17 protein-coding genes are annotated in these 18,474 nt (G+C 74.3%); 11 read left to right on the forward strand and 6 right to left on the reverse strand.

Features of this window, described 5'->3' with window-relative positions; all coding sequences use genetic code 11:
• The first annotated feature begins 504 nt into the window (after positions 1–504).
• From ACQPYD_RS09730 to ACQPYD_RS09740, 3 genes are all read left to right on the forward strand, one after another.
• Positions 505–1,158: a response regulator transcription factor gene (locus ACQPYD_RS09730; protein ID WP_267949130.1), complete on the forward strand. Its 654-nt coding sequence runs from the start codon at positions 505–507 to the stop codon at positions 1,156–1,158.
• Complete coding sequence (locus tag ACQPYD_RS09735; protein ID WP_433700670.1) at positions 1,155–2,405, forward strand: sensor histidine kinase; 1,251 nt, start codon at positions 1,155–1,157, stop codon at positions 2,403–2,405. Before ACQPYD_RS09730 ends, ACQPYD_RS09735 begins: the two co-directional genes overlap by 4 nt.
• A 556-nt stretch (positions 2,406–2,961) precedes the next feature.
• The gene (locus ACQPYD_RS09740; protein ID WP_087100666.1) at positions 2,962–3,258 is read left to right on the forward strand and encodes a DUF4193 domain-containing protein; all 297 of its coding nucleotides are present in this window, start codon (positions 2,962–2,964) and stop codon (positions 3,256–3,258) included.
• Positions 3,259–3,493: 235 nt separating this feature from the next.
• Here ACQPYD_RS09740 and ACQPYD_RS09745 read toward each other — a convergent pair whose 3' ends face one another.
• Positions 3,494–3,772: a DUF4235 domain-containing protein gene (locus tag ACQPYD_RS09745; protein WP_355012229.1), complete on the reverse strand. Its 279-nt coding sequence runs from the start codon at positions 3,770–3,772 to the stop codon at positions 3,494–3,496.
• Positions 3,773–3,960: 188 nt separating this feature from the next.
• Between ACQPYD_RS09745 and valS the strand changes: the two genes are divergently transcribed.
• The 5 genes from valS to ACQPYD_RS09770 all read left to right on the forward strand — a co-directional run bounded on the left by valS (position 3,961) and on the right by ACQPYD_RS09770 (position 10,003).
• A complete protein-coding gene (valS, locus tag ACQPYD_RS09750; protein WP_433700671.1) occupies positions 3,961–6,537 on the forward strand; it encodes a valine--tRNA ligase in 2,577 nt (858 codons plus the stop codon).
• Positions 6,538–6,703: 166 nt separating this feature from the next.
• On the forward strand, positions 6,704–7,180 hold the full coding sequence (gene dut / locus ACQPYD_RS09755) for a dUTP diphosphatase (protein WP_433700672.1): 477 nt from the start codon (positions 6,704–6,706) through the stop codon (positions 7,178–7,180).
• Between the two features lie 57 nt (positions 7,181–7,237).
• Positions 7,238–8,095 (forward strand): DUF3710 domain-containing protein, encoded by an 858-nt coding sequence (locus ACQPYD_RS09760; protein ID WP_433700673.1) that lies wholly within the window; start codon positions 7,238–7,240, stop codon positions 8,093–8,095.
• Between the two features lie 54 nt (positions 8,096–8,149).
• Complete coding sequence (locus ACQPYD_RS09765; protein WP_433700674.1) at positions 8,150–8,890, forward strand: PIG-L deacetylase family protein; 741 nt, start codon at positions 8,150–8,152, stop codon at positions 8,888–8,890.
• Between the two features lie 318 nt (positions 8,891–9,208).
• The gene (locus ACQPYD_RS09770) at positions 9,209–10,003 is read left to right on the forward strand and encodes an alpha/beta hydrolase (RefSeq protein WP_433700675.1); all 795 of its coding nucleotides are present in this window, start codon (positions 9,209–9,211) and stop codon (positions 10,001–10,003) included.
• Positions 10,004–10,070: 67 nt separating this feature from the next.
• Here the strand turns inward: ACQPYD_RS09770 and ACQPYD_RS09775 are convergent, their stop codons facing one another.
• Positions 10,071–11,174 carry a serpin family protein gene (locus ACQPYD_RS09775; protein WP_433700676.1) on the reverse strand — a complete coding sequence of 368 codons (1,104 nt, stop codon included), beginning with the start codon at positions 11,172–11,174 and terminating at the stop codon, positions 10,071–10,073.
• 330 nt (positions 11,175–11,504) lie between these two features.
• Between ACQPYD_RS09775 and ACQPYD_RS09780 the strand changes: the two genes are divergently transcribed.
• Positions 11,505–12,329 (forward strand): DUF3159 domain-containing protein, encoded by an 825-nt coding sequence (locus tag ACQPYD_RS09780; protein WP_433700677.1) that lies wholly within the window; start codon positions 11,505–11,507, stop codon positions 12,327–12,329.
• Positions 12,330–12,477: 148 nt separating this feature from the next.
• Here ACQPYD_RS09780 and ACQPYD_RS09785 read toward each other — a convergent pair whose 3' ends face one another.
• Positions 12,478–13,170, reverse strand: coding sequence for a potassium channel family protein (locus ACQPYD_RS09785; RefSeq protein WP_344183939.1), 693 nt, complete (start codon positions 13,168–13,170; stop codon positions 12,478–12,480).
• Complete coding sequence (locus ACQPYD_RS09790; RefSeq protein WP_433700678.1) at positions 13,163–13,858, reverse strand: potassium channel family protein; 696 nt, start codon at positions 13,856–13,858, stop codon at positions 13,163–13,165. Before ACQPYD_RS09790 ends, ACQPYD_RS09785 begins: the two co-directional genes overlap by 8 nt.
• Before the next feature lie 225 nt (positions 13,859–14,083).
• Here ACQPYD_RS09790 and ACQPYD_RS09795 point away from each other — a divergent pair, with 225 nt between their 5' ends.
• Together ACQPYD_RS09795 and ACQPYD_RS09800 are read left to right on the forward strand one after the other, a co-directional pair.
• On the forward strand, positions 14,084–15,376 hold the full coding sequence (locus ACQPYD_RS09795; protein ID WP_433700679.1) for a class I SAM-dependent RNA methyltransferase: 1,293 nt from the start codon (positions 14,084–14,086) through the stop codon (positions 15,374–15,376).
• A 115-nt stretch (positions 15,377–15,491) separates the two neighbouring features.
• Positions 15,492–15,872 (forward strand): DUF427 domain-containing protein, encoded by a 381-nt coding sequence (locus tag ACQPYD_RS09800; protein ID WP_433700680.1) that lies wholly within the window; start codon positions 15,492–15,494, stop codon positions 15,870–15,872.
• Between the two features lie 192 nt (positions 15,873–16,064).
• On the opposite strand, the gene ACQPYD_RS09805 is transcribed toward ACQPYD_RS09800, so the two are convergent.
• Both ACQPYD_RS09805 and ACQPYD_RS09810 read right to left on the reverse strand, forming a co-directional pair.
• Positions 16,065–17,003, reverse strand: a complete 939-nt coding sequence (locus ACQPYD_RS09805) for an EamA family transporter (protein WP_433700681.1) — start codon at positions 17,001–17,003, stop codon at positions 16,065–16,067.
• 339 nt (positions 17,004–17,342) lie between these two features.
• Positions 17,343–18,467 carry a hypothetical protein gene (locus ACQPYD_RS09810; protein ID WP_433700682.1) on the reverse strand — a complete coding sequence of 375 codons (1,125 nt, stop codon included), beginning with the start codon at positions 18,465–18,467 and terminating at the stop codon, positions 17,343–17,345.
• Between the last annotated feature and the right edge of the window lie 7 nt (positions 18,468–18,474).

Below are 18,474 nucleotides of genomic sequence, written 5' to 3' on the forward strand. Positions count from 1 at the left end.
TCAAACCCCCGCCCCCCGCGCGTGATCCTTCCGTGACCCGACCCCGGGGCGGGGGGCGTGCCGCGCGGGACGGGCGAGGGCCCGCCCGGGGGGTGCGGAGCCGGGGTTGCCCGGCGTCCGCCCGGGCCCCGGTCAAGTCCGGACCAAGGGTGTCCCACGACACATTTCCCTCCGGGGTCTTGTGCTTACTCGTTCCTTATTCTTCATCTGACACATTCGAGATGTGCGGGGTTGGGTCGCTGCCGACGGTTGGGGGATTCGTCGGCGGCGGCTCCCCGTGCGCCAAGGGGAGTTGTGAAGCTCCCGGCCCAGCGCCCGTGGCCACACGGGGGTGAGGTGGGCGGCCGGTTCGCGAAACCGCCGCGACGGGTTTACCGTCTCCTTACCCCGGCTGTGAAAGAACGGATGACGCGGCCGGGACCAAGAACGCCGCTGCCGGTGTGTTGGGGGATGCGCCGGCAGCGGCCCCTTTTCTTCCAGGTACCAACGCTTCAGAGGAACAACGTGCGCGTACTCGTGGTCGAAGACGAACGAGTCCTGGCCGACGCCGTCGCGGTCGGGCTGCGCCGCGAGGCCATGGCCGTCGACGTGGTCTACGACGGCGACACCGCCCTGGAGCACACGGCCGTCAACGACTACGACGTGGTCGTCCTGGACCGGGACCTCCCGGGCACCCACGGGGACGACGTCGCCCGCACCCTCGTCAACGAGAGCTACAACGGCCGCATCCTGATGCTCACCGCCTCCGGCGGCGTCCAGGACAAGGTCGAGGGCCTCACCATCGGGGCCGACGACTACCTGGCCAAGCCCTTCGCCTTCGCGGAGCTCATCGCCCGCGTGCGCGCGCTCAGCCGCCGCTCCGCGCCGCCGCTCCCGCCGGTCCTGGAGCGCCACGGCATCACCCTCGACCCGGCCAACCACCGCGTCTACCGCGACGACCGGGAGATCCCCCTCACGCCCAAGGAGTTCGCCGTCCTCCAGGTGCTCATGCGCGCCCAGGGGACCGTGGTCAGCGCCGAGGGGCTGCTGGAGAAGGCCTGGGACGAGAACGCCGACCCCTTCACGAACGTCGTCCGCGTCACCGTCATGACGCTGCGCAAGAAGCTCGGCGACCCGCCCGTCATCCAGACAGTGCCCGGTGCGGGGTACCGGTTGTGAGACCGGGGGAGCGTCCCGAGCCCGGGCAGGTGGAACCCACCGGCCCCGGCGACACCGGGACGTGGCGCCGACTGCACTCCGCCTCTCCCCGGGGCGGGGCCGCCGAGCGCTCCACGGCCTCCGAGCGGGTCCACCGCTTCACCGACAACATCAGCCTGCGCGCGCGGCTCACCCTCATCTACGGGATGCTGTTCTTCGCCGCGGGCTCCGTGCTCGTCCTGGTCAACTACCTGGTCGTGGCGGTCCTGCTCAACGCGCTCCTCGCGGAGGAGTCCGCCTCGGAGCTGCTCGCCCACAGCTACCTCATCGAGGAGGTCCTCACCCACGTCACGCGGTTCTCACTGCTGGCGCTGTTCCTGGTGGGGCTCCTCGCGGTGGCCCTGGGGTACGCGGTGGCGGGGCGGGCCCTGTCGCCGCTGCAGAAGATCACCCGCATCGCGCGCCGGCTGTCGGAGCGGTCCCTGCACGAGCGGATCGCCCTGTCCGGCCCCGACGACGAGATCCGCGAGCTGGCGGACACCTTCGACGGCATGCTGGAGCGCCTGGACCGGGCCTTCGACGGACAGCGGCGCTTCGTCGCCAACGCCTCCCACGAGCTGCGCACGCCCCTGGCGATCAACCGCACCCTCCTGGAGGTGGCGCTCAGCGCGCCGGACGTCTCGCCCGACCTGAAGAGCGTGGGGCAGACCCTCCTGGAGACCAACGCCCGCCACGAACGGCTCATCGACGGCCTGCTCTTCCTCGCCAAGAGCGACAGGGAGCTGGAGGTCCGGGCCAGGGTCGACCTCGGAGAGGTCGCCGGGACGGTGCTGAGCCAGCTCGACGGCGACCTGTCCGGTTCCGGCCTGTCGCTGCGCCAGGACCTGCGCCCCGCCCCGGTGGTGGGCGACCCGGTCCTGCTGGAGCGGCTCGTCGGCAACCTGGTGGAGAATGCCCTCAAGTACAACGTCCCCGAGGGCGAGATCACCGTCCGCAGCGGCATGTACGAGGGGATGCCCGCCGTCCAGGTGGAGAACTCCGGCAAGGTGATCCCCGCCTACGAGATCGAGGGGCTGTTCGAGCCGTTCCGCCGGGGCTCCGGCGACCGGGTCGGCTCCAGCCGCAGCGCCGGGCTGGGCCTGTCCATCGTCCGCTCCGTGGTGCGCGCCCACGAGGGGGTGGTGACCGCCTGGCCCCGGGCGGGCGGCGGCCTGGTCGTCACCGTGTGCCTCCCCGTGTCCTCCGGGGACCCGGGCGACCGGCGCTGACCCTGGCCCGCGGTCGGGCGGACCCCCGGGGCGCGGCTCCTCCGGGCCCGCCCCGGACGCCGTCCGCCGGCGCGGAGAGGCCCCCTGCGGCGCCGGGGGCCGGGACCGAGCTGCGTTCGGCCGGACTTCGTGGTATCTATACGTGTCCGAAGACACGCCCACCCGTGTCACGAGCGTCGCGCTCGGGTGGGTATGCTTCCCCGGGCGTGGACACGGAGGGAATCCCTCCTGACGTGGGCATGTCTTGGCTTTCGCCCGCCCCTGGGGGAGTGTTTTGCGCTTTGTCCGGAATGGGCGGAAGCGGATTTTCCTGGTCTACGAGGCGCTCGACGTTGGGTAGTACACAGGGAGCCGATCCTTGGCGCAGCCGCCACACATGGCCGCCATCGGTCACGATCCCGTGAAATTACTGCTCACCTGTGGACAGTGGCCCGGGAGGGGACACGGTTCACCGACATCGGGAAAAACTCATCGGCAGATCCGGGCACAACGAAGGTCTCTCAAGCGTTACACCCGCGCGACGAGGCACTGAACGAGGGGGATGGAGTTAGCAGAGATGGCCACCGACTACGACAGCCCGCGCAAGACTGACGAGGACATCAACGAGGACAGCCTCCAGGAGCTGCAGGCGCGGCGCGTGGACAAGGGCACCGGCACGATCGACGTCGACCCCGACGAGGTCGCGGAGGGCATGGAACTGCCCGGTGCCGACCTGTCGGGCGAGGAACTCGCGGTGCGCGTGCTCCCGCGCCAGGCCGACGAGTTCACCTGCTCGCGCTGCTTCCTTGTGCACCACCGCAGCCAGCTCGCCGAACAGCGTGCCGGTCAGCTGGTCTGCAAGGAGTGCACCTGAGCGGACGGGACGGACGCTGAACCGCCCCGCTCCGTGCGACCTCCGGTCCGTCGGGAGCGGACCCCACCGCGACTCGACGCGTCCCTGACCGGGGGCGCGTCGCGCGTACCACCCGGACGTTCCCCGCCCGTCCGGACGCGAGGGGGCCGGGGGGACGACGGCGGACGGCCGACCACACACCTGGGTGGTGCGGTCGGCCGCCCGCCGCCGTCACGTGGCGCCGGGCGCCCGGGCCTCAGGGCTCCAGCTCCTTGGGGCCGGCGCCGACCAGCTTCGCCCTGGCGGCCCGTACGGCCAGCACCCGGGCCACCTCCACGCCCACGCCGGCCATCACGGCCCAGCTGAGGGCGCGGCCGAGGCTGACGTCGGGGGACTCCAGGTCCGTGGGCGGTTCCTCGCCGGTCACGCGGGTCCAGGCGAAGTTCAGGGCCTTGCGCATCACGAACTCCGCCGCGATCCCGGCCGCGAACCCGGCGAGAGCGGGACCGACGTCACCGCCGTCCTTCTTAGCCATGTGAATCGTCCACCGTTTCCGTTGGGTGTACGAGGGGGCGCGACGGGCGCGCCGCCCTCCTGTGCGTACGGGGAGATCCTTTCATGCCGACCTCCTGCGGACAGGATACCCCGGGGGGGTGTTTTCGCCCCTCTGTGACGCCCGGAAACCCGGAGCGATCACGGTCGGTGGAGCACTACCATTGCCCCATGACCAACCGCTCTCATTCCTTCCGCATGCCCGACAAGCCTTCGCTGGACGGTATCGAGGCGAAGTGGGTCGACGTATGGGATGAGTCCGGCGTCTACCACTTCGACCGCACCCGCAGCCGCGAGGACGTCTACTCGATCGACACCCCGCCGCCCACGGTCTCGGGGTCGCTGCACATCGGCCACGTGTTCTCGTACACGCACACCGACACCGTCGCGCGCTTCCAGCGGATGAACGGCAAGGCCGTCTTCTACCCGATGGGCTGGGACGACAACGGCCTGCCCACCGAGCGCCGCGTCCAGAACTACTACGGCGTCCGCTGCGACCCGTCGGTCCCCTACGACCCGGAGTTCGAGCCGCCGGCCAAGCCCGACCCCAAGCGGCAGATCCCCGTCTCCCGGCGCAACTTCATCGAGCTGTGCGACACGCTCACCGCCGAGGACGAGAAGGTCTTCGAGTCCATCTGGCGCCGGCTCGGGCTGAGCGTCGACTGGCGCCACACCTACGCCACCATCGACGACAACTCGCGCGCCGCCGCCCAGCGCGCCTTCCTGCGCAACCTGGCCCGGGGCGAGGCCTACATGTCCGAGGCGCCCACCCTGTGGGACGTCACCTTCCGGACCGCCGTCGCCCAGGCCGAGCTGGAGGACCGCGAGCGCCCCAGCGCCTACCACGAGGTCGCCTTCCACAAGCCCGACGGCACGGCGGTCCACATCGAGACCACCCGCCCCGAGCTCCTGGCCGCCTGCGTCGCCCTGGTCGCCCACCCCGACGACGAGCGCTACCAGGACCTGTTCGGCACCACCGTGCGCACGCCGGTCTTCGGCGTGGAGGTCCCGGTCCGGGCGCACCGCCTCGCCGACCCCGAGAAGGGGTCCGGCATCGCGATGATCTGCACCTTCGGCGACACCACCGACGTCACCTGGTGGCGCGAGCTCCAGCTGGAGACCCGCCCCGTCATCGGCTGGGACGGCCGCTTCATCGCCGACCCGCCCCGGGGACTGGAGTCCGGCGCCGCCCGCGAGGCCTACGACGCGCTCGTCGGGGCCACCGTCCACACGGCCCGCGAGCGCACCGTCGAGATGCTCCGCGCGAGCGGCGACCTGATCGGCGAGCCCAAGCCCATCACCCACCCGGTGAAGTTCTACGAGAAGGGCGACAAGCCCCTCGAGATCGTCACCACCCGCCAGTGGTACATCCGCAACGGCGGCCGGGACGAGGACCTGCGCGAGCAGCTGATCGCGCGCGGGCGCGAACTCACCTGGCACCCCGAGCACATGCGCGCCCGCTACGAGAACTGGGTCGGCGGCCTCAACGGCGACTGGCTGGTCAGCCGCCAGCGCTTCTTCGGCGTCCCCTTCCCCGTCTGGTATCCGCTGGACGCCGACGGCAACCCGCGCTACGACGAGCCGATCCTCCCCTCGGAGGACCAGCTCCCGGTCGACCCCAGCTCCGAGGTCCCCGCGGGCTACACCGAGGACCGGCGCGGCCTGCCCGGCGGCTTCATGGGCGACCCCGACGTCATGGACACCTGGGCCACCTCCTCGCTGTCCCCCCAGATCGCCTCCGGGTGGGAACGCGACCAGGACCTGTTCGAGCGCGTCTTCCCGATGGACTACCGCCCGCAGGGCCAGGACATCATCCGCACCTGGCTGTTCGCCACGGTGGTCCGCGCCAACTTCGAGAACGGCACCCTGCCCTGGAGCACGGCCGGCATCTCCGGCTGGATCCTGGACCCGGACCGCAAGAAGATGTCCAAGTCCAAGGGCAACGTCGTCACCCCGCTGGCGCTGCTGGAGAAGTACAGCTCCGACGCGGTCCGGTACTGGGCGGCGAGCGGCCGCCTGGGCACCGACACCGCCATGGACGAGGGCCAGATGAAGGTCGGCCGACGGCTGTCCATCAAGATCCTCAACGCCAGCAAGTTCGTCATGTCCGTCGCGGGCGAGGACGCCACGGCCGACCCGGACCAGGTCACCGAGCCGCTGGACCGCGCGATGCTGGCCGCGCTCGCCGACGTCGTGGAGGACGCCACCGCCGCGTTCGCCGCCTACGACCACACGCGGGCCCTGGAGCGCACCGAGCGCTTCTTCTGGGACTTCTGCGACGACTACCTGGAGCTCGTCAAGACCCGCGCCTACGACACCTCGTCCGCCGAGGGGGCCTCCGCGCGCGCCGCGCTCCTCGTCGCGCTGGGCGCCCTGCACAAGCTGTTCGCGCCCTTCGTCCCCTTCGTCGCCGAAGAGGTCTGGAGCTGGTGGCAGGAGGGCTCGGTGCACTCCCAGACGTGGCCGGACGCCGCCTCCTACCGCGCCGCGGCCGCCGACGGCGACCCGGTGGTCCTCGCCGCCACGGCCGAGGTCCTGCGCGCCATCCGCAAGGCCAAGTCCGAGGCCAAGCTGTCGATGCGCGCCGAGGTCGAGCACGTGCGGGTCTCCGGCAAGCGCGTCGGGGCCGCCCGCGCGGCCACCGGCGACATCGCCGCCGCGGGCCGCGCCGCAGGGATCGACTTCCAGGACACCGACGACACCGACCTCACCGTCGAGGTGACGCTCCCCGAGGCCTCCGGGGAGTAGGCCGCGGCCGCGGGGAGCGTTCCCGGCGGCCGGGAGCACAGCCGCCAGGGCGTACGGGGCGGGACCGGGGATCCGGTCCCGCCCCGCCGTCGCGCCCGACTCCCCGGCGCGAACCGGCGGCGCCGGACACCGGGGCAGAGCCCGGAGGGCGATAGGCTCGACCGATGTGAGTACCACAGCCCCGGAAGGCGGCCGGATCCCGATCACGGTCCACCGCCTGGACCCCGGCCTCCCCCTGCCCGCGTACGCGCATCCCGGCGACGGAGGGGCCGACCTGCACACCGCGGTCGACCTCGTCCTCGCCCCCGGCGAACGCGCGACCGTTCCCACCGGCCTGGCGATCGCCCTTCCCGACGGGTACGCGGCCTTCGTGCACCCGCGCTCCGGTCTCGCGGCGCGCAGCGGCGTCACCATGGTCAACGCGCCGGGCACCATCGACGCCGGATACCGCGGTGAGATCAAGGTGATCCTGCTCAACACGGACAGGGAGACCCCCGTGAAGCTGACCCGGGGCGACCGGATCGCGCAGCTGGTCGTCCAGCGGGTGGAGCACGCGCTGTTCGTCGAGGCCGACTCCCTTCCGGAGTCGGACCGGGGGACGGGCGGTTTCGGTTCGACGGGGGGCCACGCCGCGCAGCGGTGACGGCTCCCACCAACCCCGGTGCGATCCCGGGACCAACGGAATCGGAGAGGTGAAGGCGTGTTTGGACGCCGCCGCAAGAAGCGGGACAATGAGACCGGCAGAACGGGATCGGAGGCCGGCCCCACCACGGGCGGGGCCGCCGGCGACGTCTCCTTCGGCAACGAGGTCGAGCCTGAGGCGTCCCGGGGCCAGCCCGTCAAGGACGCGGACCGCTACCGCACCACCGGTCCGTGGGACTCCACCGAGGACGCGCCCGAGGCCGGGCGCATGGACCTGGGCAGCATCCAGCTGCCGATGGAGCAGGGCACCGAGATCCAGGTGAACGTCGCCCAGGACAGCGCGGGCAAGCAGAAGATCATCGGGGTGACCCTGGTGCGCGGCAAGAGCGCGCTCCAGGTGCAGCCCTTCGCCGCCCCCAAGTCCTCCGGGCTGTGGGACGAGATGCGCGAGGAGCTGCGCGAGCAGGTCGTCAAGCAGGGCGGGAAGGTCGAGGACCACGAGGGCACCTTCGGCCCCGAGCTCAAGGCCCTCGTCCCCGTCAAGGGACGCACGACCGAGGACGGCAAGCAGCTCGCCCAGCGGGTGCGCTTCATCGGCGTGGACGGTCCGCGCTGGGTGCTGCGCGGCGTGATCCGCGGCGAGGGGGCCTCCAAGCCCGAGGTGATGGCGGAGATCGAACAGCTCTTCGCGGGCATCGTCGTGGTGCGCGGCGACCAGCCGGTGCCGCCCAACGAGCTGCTCCAGATCACCGTGCCCAAGCAGATCCAGGAGCAGATGGCGCAGGCGGCCAAGACGCGCGCCGCCCAGCAGACCGCCCAGCACGGCAACGCCGGGCGCTCGCCCAACGGCGCCGCGCCGAACGGTTCCGGGCCCGCCGCGCCCGGCGGCGCACCGAGCGGTTCCGGCGACTCCTGAGTTCGGCCACGTGGAGAGGTGCCGGGGGCGCGGCCCTTCCGTAGTCTGTGCCCCATGACAGAGACGACGGAGAAGAGCGCTCCCCGGCCGCTCCCCGAGGACTGGGACCGGGTCCTCGCGGTGGTCGCCCACCCCGACGACCTGGAGTTCGGCAGTTCGTCCGCGCTCGCCCGCTGGACCGGCCGGGGCAAGGACGTCGTGGAGCTCCTGGTGACCAAGGGCGAGGCGGGCATCGACGGCCTCGCCCCCGAGGAGTGCGCGCCGGTGCGCATGGCGGAGCAGCGCGCCTCGGCCGCCGCGGTGGGGGCCGCCACGGTCGAGTTCCTGGACTTCCCCGACGGCACGCTGGAGTACGGGCTGCCCCTGAGGCGGGCCCTCGCAGCGGCGATCCGGCGCCACCGCCCGGAGGCGATCGTCTCCATCAACTTCCGCGAGCAGTTCGCGGGAGGCGGGGGCTTCAACCACGCCGACCACCGGGTCCTCGGCCCGGCCCTGCTGGACGCGGTCCGCGACGCCGCCAACCGGTGGGTGTTCCCCGACCTGGCGCAGGAGGGGCTCACGCCCTGGTCGGGGGTGCGCTTCGTGGCCTTCGGCGCGTCGCCGCTGGCAGCGCACTACGTGGAGCTGAGCGAGGCCGACCTGGCCGCCGGGGTGGCGTCCCTGGACGCGCACGCCGTCTACCTGGCCGCCCTCGAGGGGTTCGACCAGAGGTCGTTCCTGCCCGAGGCCGCCGCCCGGGCCGGGGCGTGGGCGGGGGTGCCGCTGGCCACGGCCTTCGAGGTGTTCGAGGTCTAGGCGTCCCGACCACGGAGGTCGGTGACACCCGCCCCGCACGACACACGCGAAGAGGGCCTCCGGTATCGGTGTGGATTGCGACGTCCACCGCCGGACCGGAAGGCCCTCGACGCCCCGCACCGCCCGCGCCGACGCCGCCCCCACACCCGCCGGAGGCCTCGCGCCGGCCCGCTGCGCCGTCGACCGGGGCCGACACGGCGCTCCCCTGACGGGCCCCGCCCGCGGCGCCGCGGAAGCCACCGGTAGAAAGGGCTGAGCGCGTCCGCCGGACACGCACCGCCCGGCCTCCCGGGCGCCGGACGGAAAGAGGGACCGGACATGACCGAGGACGCACGGGGCGGGCGCCGGCGGCGACGCCGCTGGTGGGGGGCGGCCGCGGGGCTCCTGGTCGTGCTCCTGGCCTCCTGTGCCGCCTTCCTGGGGTGGACCCTCACCCCGTACCGGGCCGACCCCGTGCCGCTGGCCGAGGCGGTCGAGAACCCCGCCGTGCAGGTGCGCAACACCGGGGACGCGGTGGTCGTCGCGCCAGCTCGGGACGGCACGGCCACCGGCGTCGTGTTCTACCCCGGCGCCAGGGTGGAGGCGGAGGCCTACGTCGCCTCGTGGGTCCCGGTGGTCGCCGACACGGGCGCCACCGTCGTCATCCCCCGGATGCGCCTCAACATGGCCGTGTTCGACGTGAACCGGGCCGACTCCGCGGTGTCGGCCGTCCCGGACGTGGACACCTGGTACGTGGGCGGACACTCCCTGGGCGGGGCGATGGCCGCGTCCTACGCGGGCGGCGACCCCGCGCCCGGGGTGGAGGGGCTGATCCTGTGGGCGTCCTACGCCACCGAGTCGGCGGGGCTGGCCGACCGCGACGACCTGAGGGTCCTGGCCGTCGCGGGCGGAAGGGACGCACTCACGAGCCCCGAGGAGTTCGAGGAGAACGCCCGCCACCTGCCCGGTTCCGCGGAAACGGTGTCGGTGGAGGGGATGAACCACGCCCAGTTCGGCTCCTACGGCCCCCAGGACGGGGACAACGAGGCCGCGCTGTCGGACGGGCGGGCACGCGCGGAGCTGGCCGGGGTCACCGGCGCGTTCCTGGCGCCCGGCGCGGCCCCGGAGGCCTGACACGGGGCCGCCCGGCCCCCGGGGAGGGCAGGAGCGGTCCTGCCGGGGCCCGTCCGCCGAGCGGACCTCAGGAGCCGGGGCCCGGGTCCACCGGGTCCGCGATCCGTCCCAGGAACAGGATCGACCCGCCCCGGCGCAGCACGAACACGAACGGCCGGTCGACGGTGAACCTGACCGGACGCAGGGGAACGGCCGCCGCGCGGAGCATCATCACGGCGGTGGCCGCGGCGCCCTCGGCGCCCCTCTCGTCCACCTTCAGCACCGACTGGTGGAGGATCTCGTCCACGCGGAGCGGCTCCTCGCTGATCCCGTCGAAACGCGCCTCGTCCGTGACCATGTGACGCACCCCGGCGGACGCGAGGGGCTCCAGCAGGGAGGTGTCGGTCTCCACGGTGAACCGGGGCAAGGCGAGGTCGACCTGCTGGGACGAGCGGCCCCGGTAGAGCTCCGACAGCGCGGACACCGTCAGCGGGGGAGGGGCGCCGGCGTCCCCGTCGTGGAGCAGCACGTCCAGGGTGAGGCCGTGGCCGCCCTCCAGACCGACCATGCTCCACCCCTGCGCCCGCGCGTAGGGCAGGCGGGCGGACCTGTGCATGGTGGGGACCTTCCGTTTTCCGCCCGGTGCGTGGAACGGCCGGTCCCGGGTCAGGCCCGCCTCGAACGGGTCGGACCAGACGACCTTCACCCACAGGGCGTTGACCAGCAGCAGGCGGACGTCGGGGGAGATGCTGCCCGCGGGGAGGAGCTCGTCGATCAGGCCCCGGGTCACGTCGGACACCTTGCTGTTGACCCCGGCGCGCACGCCCTCGGGGTCGTTCTCGAAGTCGGCGCCCTCCACCTCCGCGCCGGGGCGCTCGCGCACGCGTGCCGCGAACTCCGCCCGTACCGGGAGGTCGGCGGGCACGTACAGCCCGTTCAGCGCGGCCAGGTCCGGTCCGTCGCCGGAGGCCACCGCGGCGTCCAGGGCGTCCAGCAGCCCCTCGGTGTCGTCGCCGAGGAGGGCCGACAGTTCCGCGAGGGTGCGCCCGGCGGCCCCGCTCGCGAGCAGCGCCAGCACGGTTCCCACCGAGTGCGGTGACCAGACGTGCGAGGCGCCGGGGCGGACCAGCGCGCGGTCCAGGGCGACGGCGAACTCCAGGTGGTCCGGCCGGGGGGGCGTGCTCTGCTGCATGGTGCTCCTCGCGTAGGCGCTCCGGCTGTTCTGGCCGCCAGCGTACGGAGTCGCGCCGGCGCCCGCCAGGACCCGCTGTTCCCGGCGGCCGGGTTCCGGGCCCGTCCGCGGTCGTCGGGGCCGGTCCGCGACGGGGCCGGGGTGAGAAGCCGCACGCGACAAGACCGGGTCAAGCATGACAAAGCCGGGCGGGACGGCGGGAGGGAGCACGGCGAGCGCCCCCTCGGTCCGTGACGGGTCTAATAGTGTGGGGCATCATGGCCGGTGCGCCCGCGCGGGAGAGGCCGGGCGGGGCGACGGCCACCGAGGACCGACCGGACCGGGAGCAGGATGACTGAGCAGCAGAGGGCAGCCGGGGAGGCCGCCCCGGCGGCCGGGGCGGACGACACGGCGAAGGCGGCGCCGGACGGCGCCCCGGCGGGCGCGTCGGCGCCGGGCGCGGCCGAAGGGCCCGCGCCGACGGGAGCCCCCGCCGTCACCGAGGACACGGTCGAGGCGCTCGTCCGCTCCCAGCTGTCCAAGGCCCTGGGCGGCAAGCGCGGCATGGTCGAGGCGGCGATGCCCACGCTGGCCTTCACCCTGTCCTACGTCATCGCCTCGGACCTGAGGCTGTCGATCGGCCTCGGGGTGGTCGCGGCGCTGGTTCTGGGCGCGGTCAGGCTCGTGCAGCGCTCGTCGGTCCAGTACGTGGTCACCAGCCTGTTCGGCATCGGCATCGCCGCCGTCTTCGCGATGCGCAGCGGCAACGCCGCGGACGCCTTCCTGCCCGGGATCATCTACAACGCCGTCTACGCGGTGGTCCTCAGCCTGTCGGTCCTGGTCCGCTGGCCCGCCATCGGGCTGATGATCGGTCCGTTCATCGGGCACAAGGAGGACTTCACCTCCTGGCGCTCCAACCCGGCGGTGGTCCGGCTGGCCTCCCGCCTCACCTGGCTGCTGGTGCTGCCCTGCGTGGTCCGCGTGGTCGTGCAGTACCCGCTGTGGATGGCCGACACCAACGGCTGGGCCGACACGTTCGGGCTCCTGGGCCTCTCCAAGATCGCCATGGGCTGGCCGCTCCAGGTCGCCGCGTTCGCGGGCATGGTGTGGGTCCTGGCGCGCGGCCGGACGCCGCTGGAGGAGACGGGGGCGGCGGACGCCGGGGACGGCGCCTAGCGCACCCGCGCACGGCTCGAGGGCCCGGGCCCGGTCCGACACCGGTCCCGGGCCCTCGTGGTCCGGCCTCCCGATGACCGGTCCGACGTCCGGGGACCGGTTCGGCGCGGGGCGGGCCTCCCTCCCCGGAGCCCTCTGAGGGCCGGGGTCAGGCGTCCGCGGCGTCGTCCACGGGGCCCAGCAGGACCTCCAGCGGACCCAGCGCCTCGGGATCGGCCAGGAACACCACCGTGTCGCCCACCGACAGGTTCCGCCCGGGGTCGGGCGGGCGCACCCCGCCGGGTCCGAGCACGGCGACCAGCGCCACGCCCTCCGGCAGCGCCGCGCTCAGCTCGGACTCCGCGGCCCCCGCGAACGGGCTGGCGGCGTGCAGCACCGACTCGGCGATCTCCGCCCCCGGCAGCGGGGGCAGCGTGCCCTCCTCGTCCGGGTCGTCCTCGGGGGCTCCCTCGACCAGGTCGGCGATCAGCCTCGGCGGCGAGACCGCCAGGTCCACGCCCCACGTCTCGTTGAACAGCCACTCGTTGTCGGGCTCGTTGATCCTGGCGATCACCCGGCCCACGCCGAACTCGGTCTTGGCCAGCAGGGACACCACCAGGTTGACCTTGTCGTCGCTGCTGGCGGCGACGACCACGTCGAAGTCGCCCAGGCGGGCGTCCTCCAGGGTCGCCAGTTCGCACGCGTCGGCCAGCAGCCACTCCACCTCGGGCAGGTCGTCCACCCCGATGGCCCGGGTGTCCCGGTCGATCAGCAGCACGTCGTGGCCGCTGCCCGCCAGCTCCTTGGCGATGGAGCGCCCCACGCTCCCCGCTCCCGCGATGGCGATCCGCATCTCACCCACGTCCCGTCTCGTCGCCCTGCCCCCGCGGCGGCCCGTCCGGCCGCTCGGGGAGGGAGTCCGGTTCGCGGCCGTGACCGACCACGTGCAGGACGTCGTCCTCCTCCAGGCGCACGTCGGACCCGGCGAGGACGATCCGTCCCCGCCGTACCAGGTACACCACCCGCAGCGGGGCGGCCTCCTCGAGTTCGCCGACGCGGGCGCCCGCCCACCCCTTCGGCAGCGGCGCCTCGTTCATCGCCAGCGTCCCGGACGCGTCCTGCCACTCCGGGCCCGCGGTGAGCCGGTCGTCGCCCGGCACCATCCGGCGCAGGAAGGCGTCGGCCGTCCACCGCACCGTCGCGACGGTGGGGATGCCCAGACGCTGGTAGACCTCCGCGCGGCGCGGGTCGTAGATCCGCGCCACCACGTTCTCGACCCCGAACGCCTCGCGCGCCACCCGGGCCGCGATGATGTTGGAGTTGTCGCCGTTGCTGACCGCGGCGAACGCGCCCGCGCGGTCGATCCCGGCGGACATCAGGACCTCGCGGTCGTGCCCCGCGCCGCGGACCGCGTGCTTGGAGACGGAGCCGCGCAGCCGCCGGAACGCCTCGGGGTCCTGGTCGATCACCGCCACGGTGTGGCCCAGGTCCACCAGCGTGTGCGCCAGCGTGGATCCCACGCGACCGCACCCCATGATCACGATGTGCACCTCGCCCGCACTCCCGTCGAGACAGCCGCACGCTGTGGTCCCGCGTGCCCTCACAGTCACACCATGGCACACATCGGTCCGGCGCGCGCGACGGCCCCCGGCCCTCGCGTACACGGCTGAACAGCGCGGGCGGTGCCCGGGGACGGGTAGATTGGGGACGCTTGGTGGCTGTGCGCGCAGGGTCACCCGGAACGTGACCCGACCCGACCACCCAAGGACGAAGCGATGACCCGTGTGGGCAATGAGTTCGAGCTGACAGTAGACGACGTGGCGCACGGGGGCTGGTGTGTGGGCCGCCACAACGACCAGGTCGTCTTCGTCCGCCACGCCCTCCCGGGCGAGCGGGTCCGCGTCCGCGTCACCGAGGAGACCACGCGGTTCCTGCGCGGCGAGGCCGTCGAGGTCCTGTCCGCCTCCCCGGACCGGGTCGAGGCCCCCTGCGTGTTCTCCGGCCCCGGCAAGTGCGGGGGCTGCGACTGGCAGCACGCCTCCCTGGAGGCCCAGCGCCGGCTCAAGGGCGAGGTCGTCGCCGAGCAGCTGCGCCACATCGCCGGCATCGAGCGCGCCGTCGTCGTCGAGGAGCTGCCCGGCACCCCCGACGGCCTGGGCTGGCGCACGCGGGTCCGCTTCTCCGTGGACACCGACGGCCACGCGGGGCTGCGGCGCCACCGCTCCCACGACATCGAGCCGGTCGACCGCTGCCTGATCGCCCACCCCGGTGTGGCCGAACTGGGCGTCACCGACGTGACGTGGGAGGACACCAAGGACGTGGAGGCCGTCGCCTCCTCGACCTGCGCCGACCGCGCCGTCGTCATCACCCCCACCAAGGCCAGGCTGAGCACGCTCCCCGACCTCAAGGCGTCCAGCGCGGTGCTGCGCCGCTTCAAGGGCGGGCGCGTGCAGCAGGTGAAGGGCCGCCGCGGGGTGCGCGAGACCGTCAACGGCCGCGAGTTCCGTGTCAGCGCGGGCGGCTTCTGGCAGGTCCACCCGGCGGCGGGCGTGACCCTCACCGACGCCGTGCTGGCGGCGCTGGAGCCCAAGCCCGGCGAGACCGCCATGGACCTGTACTGCGGCGCCGGGCTGTTCACCGGAGCCCTGGGCGACGCCGTGGGTCCGGAGGGCCGCGTCATGGGCGTGGAGAGCGGAGCCGAGGCCGTCCGCGACGCCCGCTACAACCTCAAGGACCTGGAGCAGGTCCGCGTCGAGCAGAACGACGTGGCCGCCCAGCTGCGCGAGTGGGCCGACGTGCGGGCCGACGTCGTCGCCCTGGACCCGCCCCGTGCGGGCGCCGGGACCAAGGTCGTCCGCTCCATCGCCGGGACGCGTCCGCGCAGGGTCGCCTACGTCTCCTGCGACCCCGCCACGCTCGCCCGCGACATCGCGGAGTTCGCGCGTTCCGGGTACAACCTGGTGGACCTGAGGGCGTTCGACGCCTTCCCGATGACGCACCACGTGGAGTGCCTGGCGGTGCTGGAGCCCGTGAACCCGGCCCGCCGCCACCGCGAGGACCAGGGCTAGGGGCCGAGGGGCCGGGAGCGCGCTCCCGGCCCGCCGGATCCTCCGCGTCCCCGGGCCCGTTCCGGCTCCGGCCGCCGTACAGTGGCCGGGTACACGGGAGACCGGAGGGGACGCCATGGCACACGACAAGAGGGTCCCGGGGCCCGACCACCCCATCACCGTCGAGCCCGCGCCCGGGCGGGTCGTGGTGCGTGTCGGCGGCCTGGTCGTCGCCGACACCACCGCGGCGCTGACCCTGCGCGAGGCGGACTACGGGCCCGTGCAGTACGTTCCGCTCCGGGACGCCGACCGCTCGCTCCTGCGGCGCACGGAGACCTCCACCTACTGCCCCTTCAAGGGGACCGCCGCCTACTACACGATCGAGATGCCGGGCGGCGAGGAGCTCAAGGACGCCGTGTGGACGTACGAGGAGCCGTACCCGGCCGTCGCGGCCATCGGCTCCCACCTCGCCTTCTACCCCGGCAGGGTCGAGATCGCGGTCGACGGCCCGGCCTGAGGTCCGCCGGGCGCCCGTGGCGCACCGCTCCGGGCGCCGCAGCGTCCGCGCCCCCCCGTTCCGGGAGGGCGCACCGCGGTGCGGTCCCGGGCGGGCGGCGGGGCCCGGCCTGCCGGTACCCTCCGGTCCGCGATCCGCCTCCTCTCCCCGGCCCGTCGGCCGCCGGGCCGGGGGAGGCGGCGGTCCGGCGGCTCAGCCGCGGCGGCGGGCGGGCGCGCGCAGGACGGCCAGGCCGAGGGCGAGCACGGCGAGCCCGGCCCAGGACACCGCGGACAGCCGCTCACCGACCACCGCCACCCCCAGCAGGGCGGCCACGGCGGGCTCCGCGAGGGTCAGCGTGGTCGCCACGGAGGCGGAGGTGTGCCGCAGGCCGTGCCCGAACAGGCGGTAGGCCAGGAACACGGTGAACACCGCCAGGTACAGGGCGACCAGTGCGCCGTCCACCGTGGCCAGCCAGGACGCTCCGGTGGCCGCCACCACGGGCAGGACGGCGATCCCGCCGCCCGCGAACATGGTGCCCATGACGGCGGGGGAGGGGTGGCCCCGCCGGATCAGGCGTTCGGCGACGAGCGCGTAGGCGGAGTAGGAGAACCCGGCGGCCAGCGCCAGGAGCACCCCGGCGGGGCGTACCGGTGTCCCGCCGGCGCCGAGCTCCGAGCCCAGCACGAGGACCGCGCAGCCCAGGACCGCGGAGGCGGTCGCGACCGTCCACCGCGCGGTGGGCCGGGCCCGCCCGGTGAGCCAGGCCAGCAGGCCGGAGAAGACCGGTGCGCTGCCGAGGGTGATCACCGTGGCGACCGCGACCCCCGCGTGCGCCACGGCAGGGTAGAAGGACAGCGGGTACCCGGCGACGGCGAGGGCCCCGAGGGCGAGGGTCCGGCGGGTGGGCCGGTCGCTCCGGGCCAGGAGGGCGGTGGAGCCCCTCCCGGTGAGGAACAGGAGCAGGCCGCCCAGGACCAGGCCGGCCGCGCCGATCGCGGCGGCGGGCGCCTCGGCCGGGGCGAAGGAGGCGGCGGTTCCGGTGGTGCCCCACAGGACCGCCGCGGCGAGGATCGGCAGGGGCCCCTGGAGCGGGGGTGCGGCGGGGGCGCGGGTCGGTGCGCCGGACCGGGAAAGGGAGTGTTCTGGCACGGTGGTTCCTTCGTCGTCGTGTGTTTCGGCGGCGGCGAAACGGGCGCACGACGGGGGGCGACCCGGGTGCGGTCACCGGGGGTCGCCGTTCGGGCTCTCCGACGGGGTCAGGAAAGGGTGTGCGTGCGCCCGCTCAGGCGCACAGCGGCGGAAGCACGACGTGCCAGTAGTGGTTCTTCACGCGGCCATGCTAGGACGTCCCCCGCCCCGGGCCGCGGGCGGGGTGCCCGCCCGTGGCCCGGAGCGCCCGGAAGGGGGTCCGGGGCGGTGCGCCGCGGGCCGTTCCGTGCCCCGCAGGGCGGGCGCGGGGACCGTCCGTCCGGCGGGCACGGCACGTCCTCAGCGCTGCGCCGCCCCGTCTCCGGCGTCGTCCCCGGAGCCGTCACCGTGCTTGCCGCGGCGGGCGAGGTACAGGGCCGCGCCGCCCCCTCCCAGGGCGAGGACCCCGGCGGTCACCAGGCCGGCCAGGGCGCCGCCGGTCAGGGGCAGGTCCGCGGGTCCGTCGGCGGCGCCGACGGGGGCGGGGTCCTCCCGGGCCGAGGGCGGATCCCCGCCGGTGTCCCCGCTCCCGTCCGCGGGGGCGTCCCCGTCGGCCAGGGCGCCGCCGTCCGGGGCGCCGCCGTCCGGGGCGCCGCCGTCCGCGGTGCCCCCGTCCGTCCCGTCCCCGCTGTCCGAGCCGTCGGAGGGTTCCCCGGCCTCCGGGGAGGCGGGGGCCTCCCGGGCGGGGGTGTCGTCCCCGCCGTCGGCGTCCTCCCCGCCGTCGGTCCCGGGCGCCCCTTCGTCGCCGAGGCAGTCCACGGCGACGGCGCCGAGCTCCAGGGCGAACAGCTCGGCCCCGCCCGCGGAGGCCGTGACGGAGGTGGACACCTCGCCGCGCCCGGCGGAGGGGTCCTCCGGCACGCGGTTCAGGACGGTGACGTCGGCCGCCGCGTCGAGGCCGGGGACGGCCACGGTGGCGTTCACCTCGGGGGCGTCGGCCGTGATCGGCGTCCCGAAGACGGAGATGACGCGGTCGTCCTCCGCGGAGCTCCCGATCGTGTTCTCCCAGGCGAGGTCGCCCGAGAAGTCGCACCTGACGGAGTTGTGCAGCGAGGTCAGGCTGACGGCGGGTTCGGCATGGCCCGGAAGGTCCAGCGTGAAACCGCCGCCGAGGGCGGAGACCGCCTCCGCGCGGCCGTCCCCGGCGGCGGTGGTGTTGACACGGGACTCGACCGGCCCGCCGGTCCCCACGAGCGCGCCGACGCCGCCGCGGTCGGCGGAGAAGTCGGCGGACGGGTAGTCGCCCCCCACGTCCGACCCGACGTAGACCCTGCCCCAGGACCCCTCCGTCACGGAGCCGCCCCCGTGGTGGGACAGGCTGACGAGGGTGCTGCCGGCCGTCGCCGGGAAGTGCTCGTCGGCGTGGGCGGGCGCGACCGCGCCGAGGGCCAGGGCGGCCGCGCCGGCGACGGCGGCGGGGCGCACGATACGC

The sequence above is a fragment of the Nocardiopsis sp. CA-288880 genome (assembly GCF_050955985.1).
In the GTDB taxonomy this organism is placed as follows: Bacteria; Actinomycetota; Actinomycetes; order Streptosporangiales; family Streptosporangiaceae; genus Nocardiopsis; species Nocardiopsis tropica.

Bases quoted from the DNA above. Each gene is read 5' to 3' on its own strand.
- ACQPYD_RS09740 (WP_087100666.1), top strand. From the start codon at position 2,962: ATGGCCACCGACTACGACAGCCCGCGCAAGACTGACGAGGACATCAAC.
- ACQPYD_RS09745 (WP_355012229.1), bottom strand. From the start codon at position 3,772: ATGGCTAAGAAGGACGGCGGTGACGTCGGTCCCGCTCTCGCCGGGTTC.
- valS (WP_433700671.1), top strand. From the start codon at position 3,961: ATGACCAACCGCTCTCATTCCTTCCGCATGCCCGACAAGCCTTCGCTG.
- ACQPYD_RS09765 (WP_433700674.1), top strand. From the start codon at position 8,150: ATGACAGAGACGACGGAGAAGAGCGCTCCCCGGCCGCTCCCCGAGGAC.
- ACQPYD_RS09770 (WP_433700675.1), top strand. From the start codon at position 9,209: ATGACCGAGGACGCACGGGGCGGGCGCCGGCGGCGACGCCGCTGGTGG.
- ACQPYD_RS09775 (WP_433700676.1), bottom strand. From the start codon at position 11,174: ATGCAGCAGAGCACGCCCCCCCGGCCGGACCACCTGGAGTTCGCCGTC.
- ACQPYD_RS09780 (WP_433700677.1), top strand. From the start codon at position 11,505: ATGACTGAGCAGCAGAGGGCAGCCGGGGAGGCCGCCCCGGCGGCCGGG.
- ACQPYD_RS09795 (WP_433700679.1), top strand. From the start codon at position 14,084: ATGACCCGTGTGGGCAATGAGTTCGAGCTGACAGTAGACGACGTGGCG.
- ACQPYD_RS09800 (WP_433700680.1), top strand. From the start codon at position 15,492: ATGGCACACGACAAGAGGGTCCCGGGGCCCGACCACCCCATCACCGTC.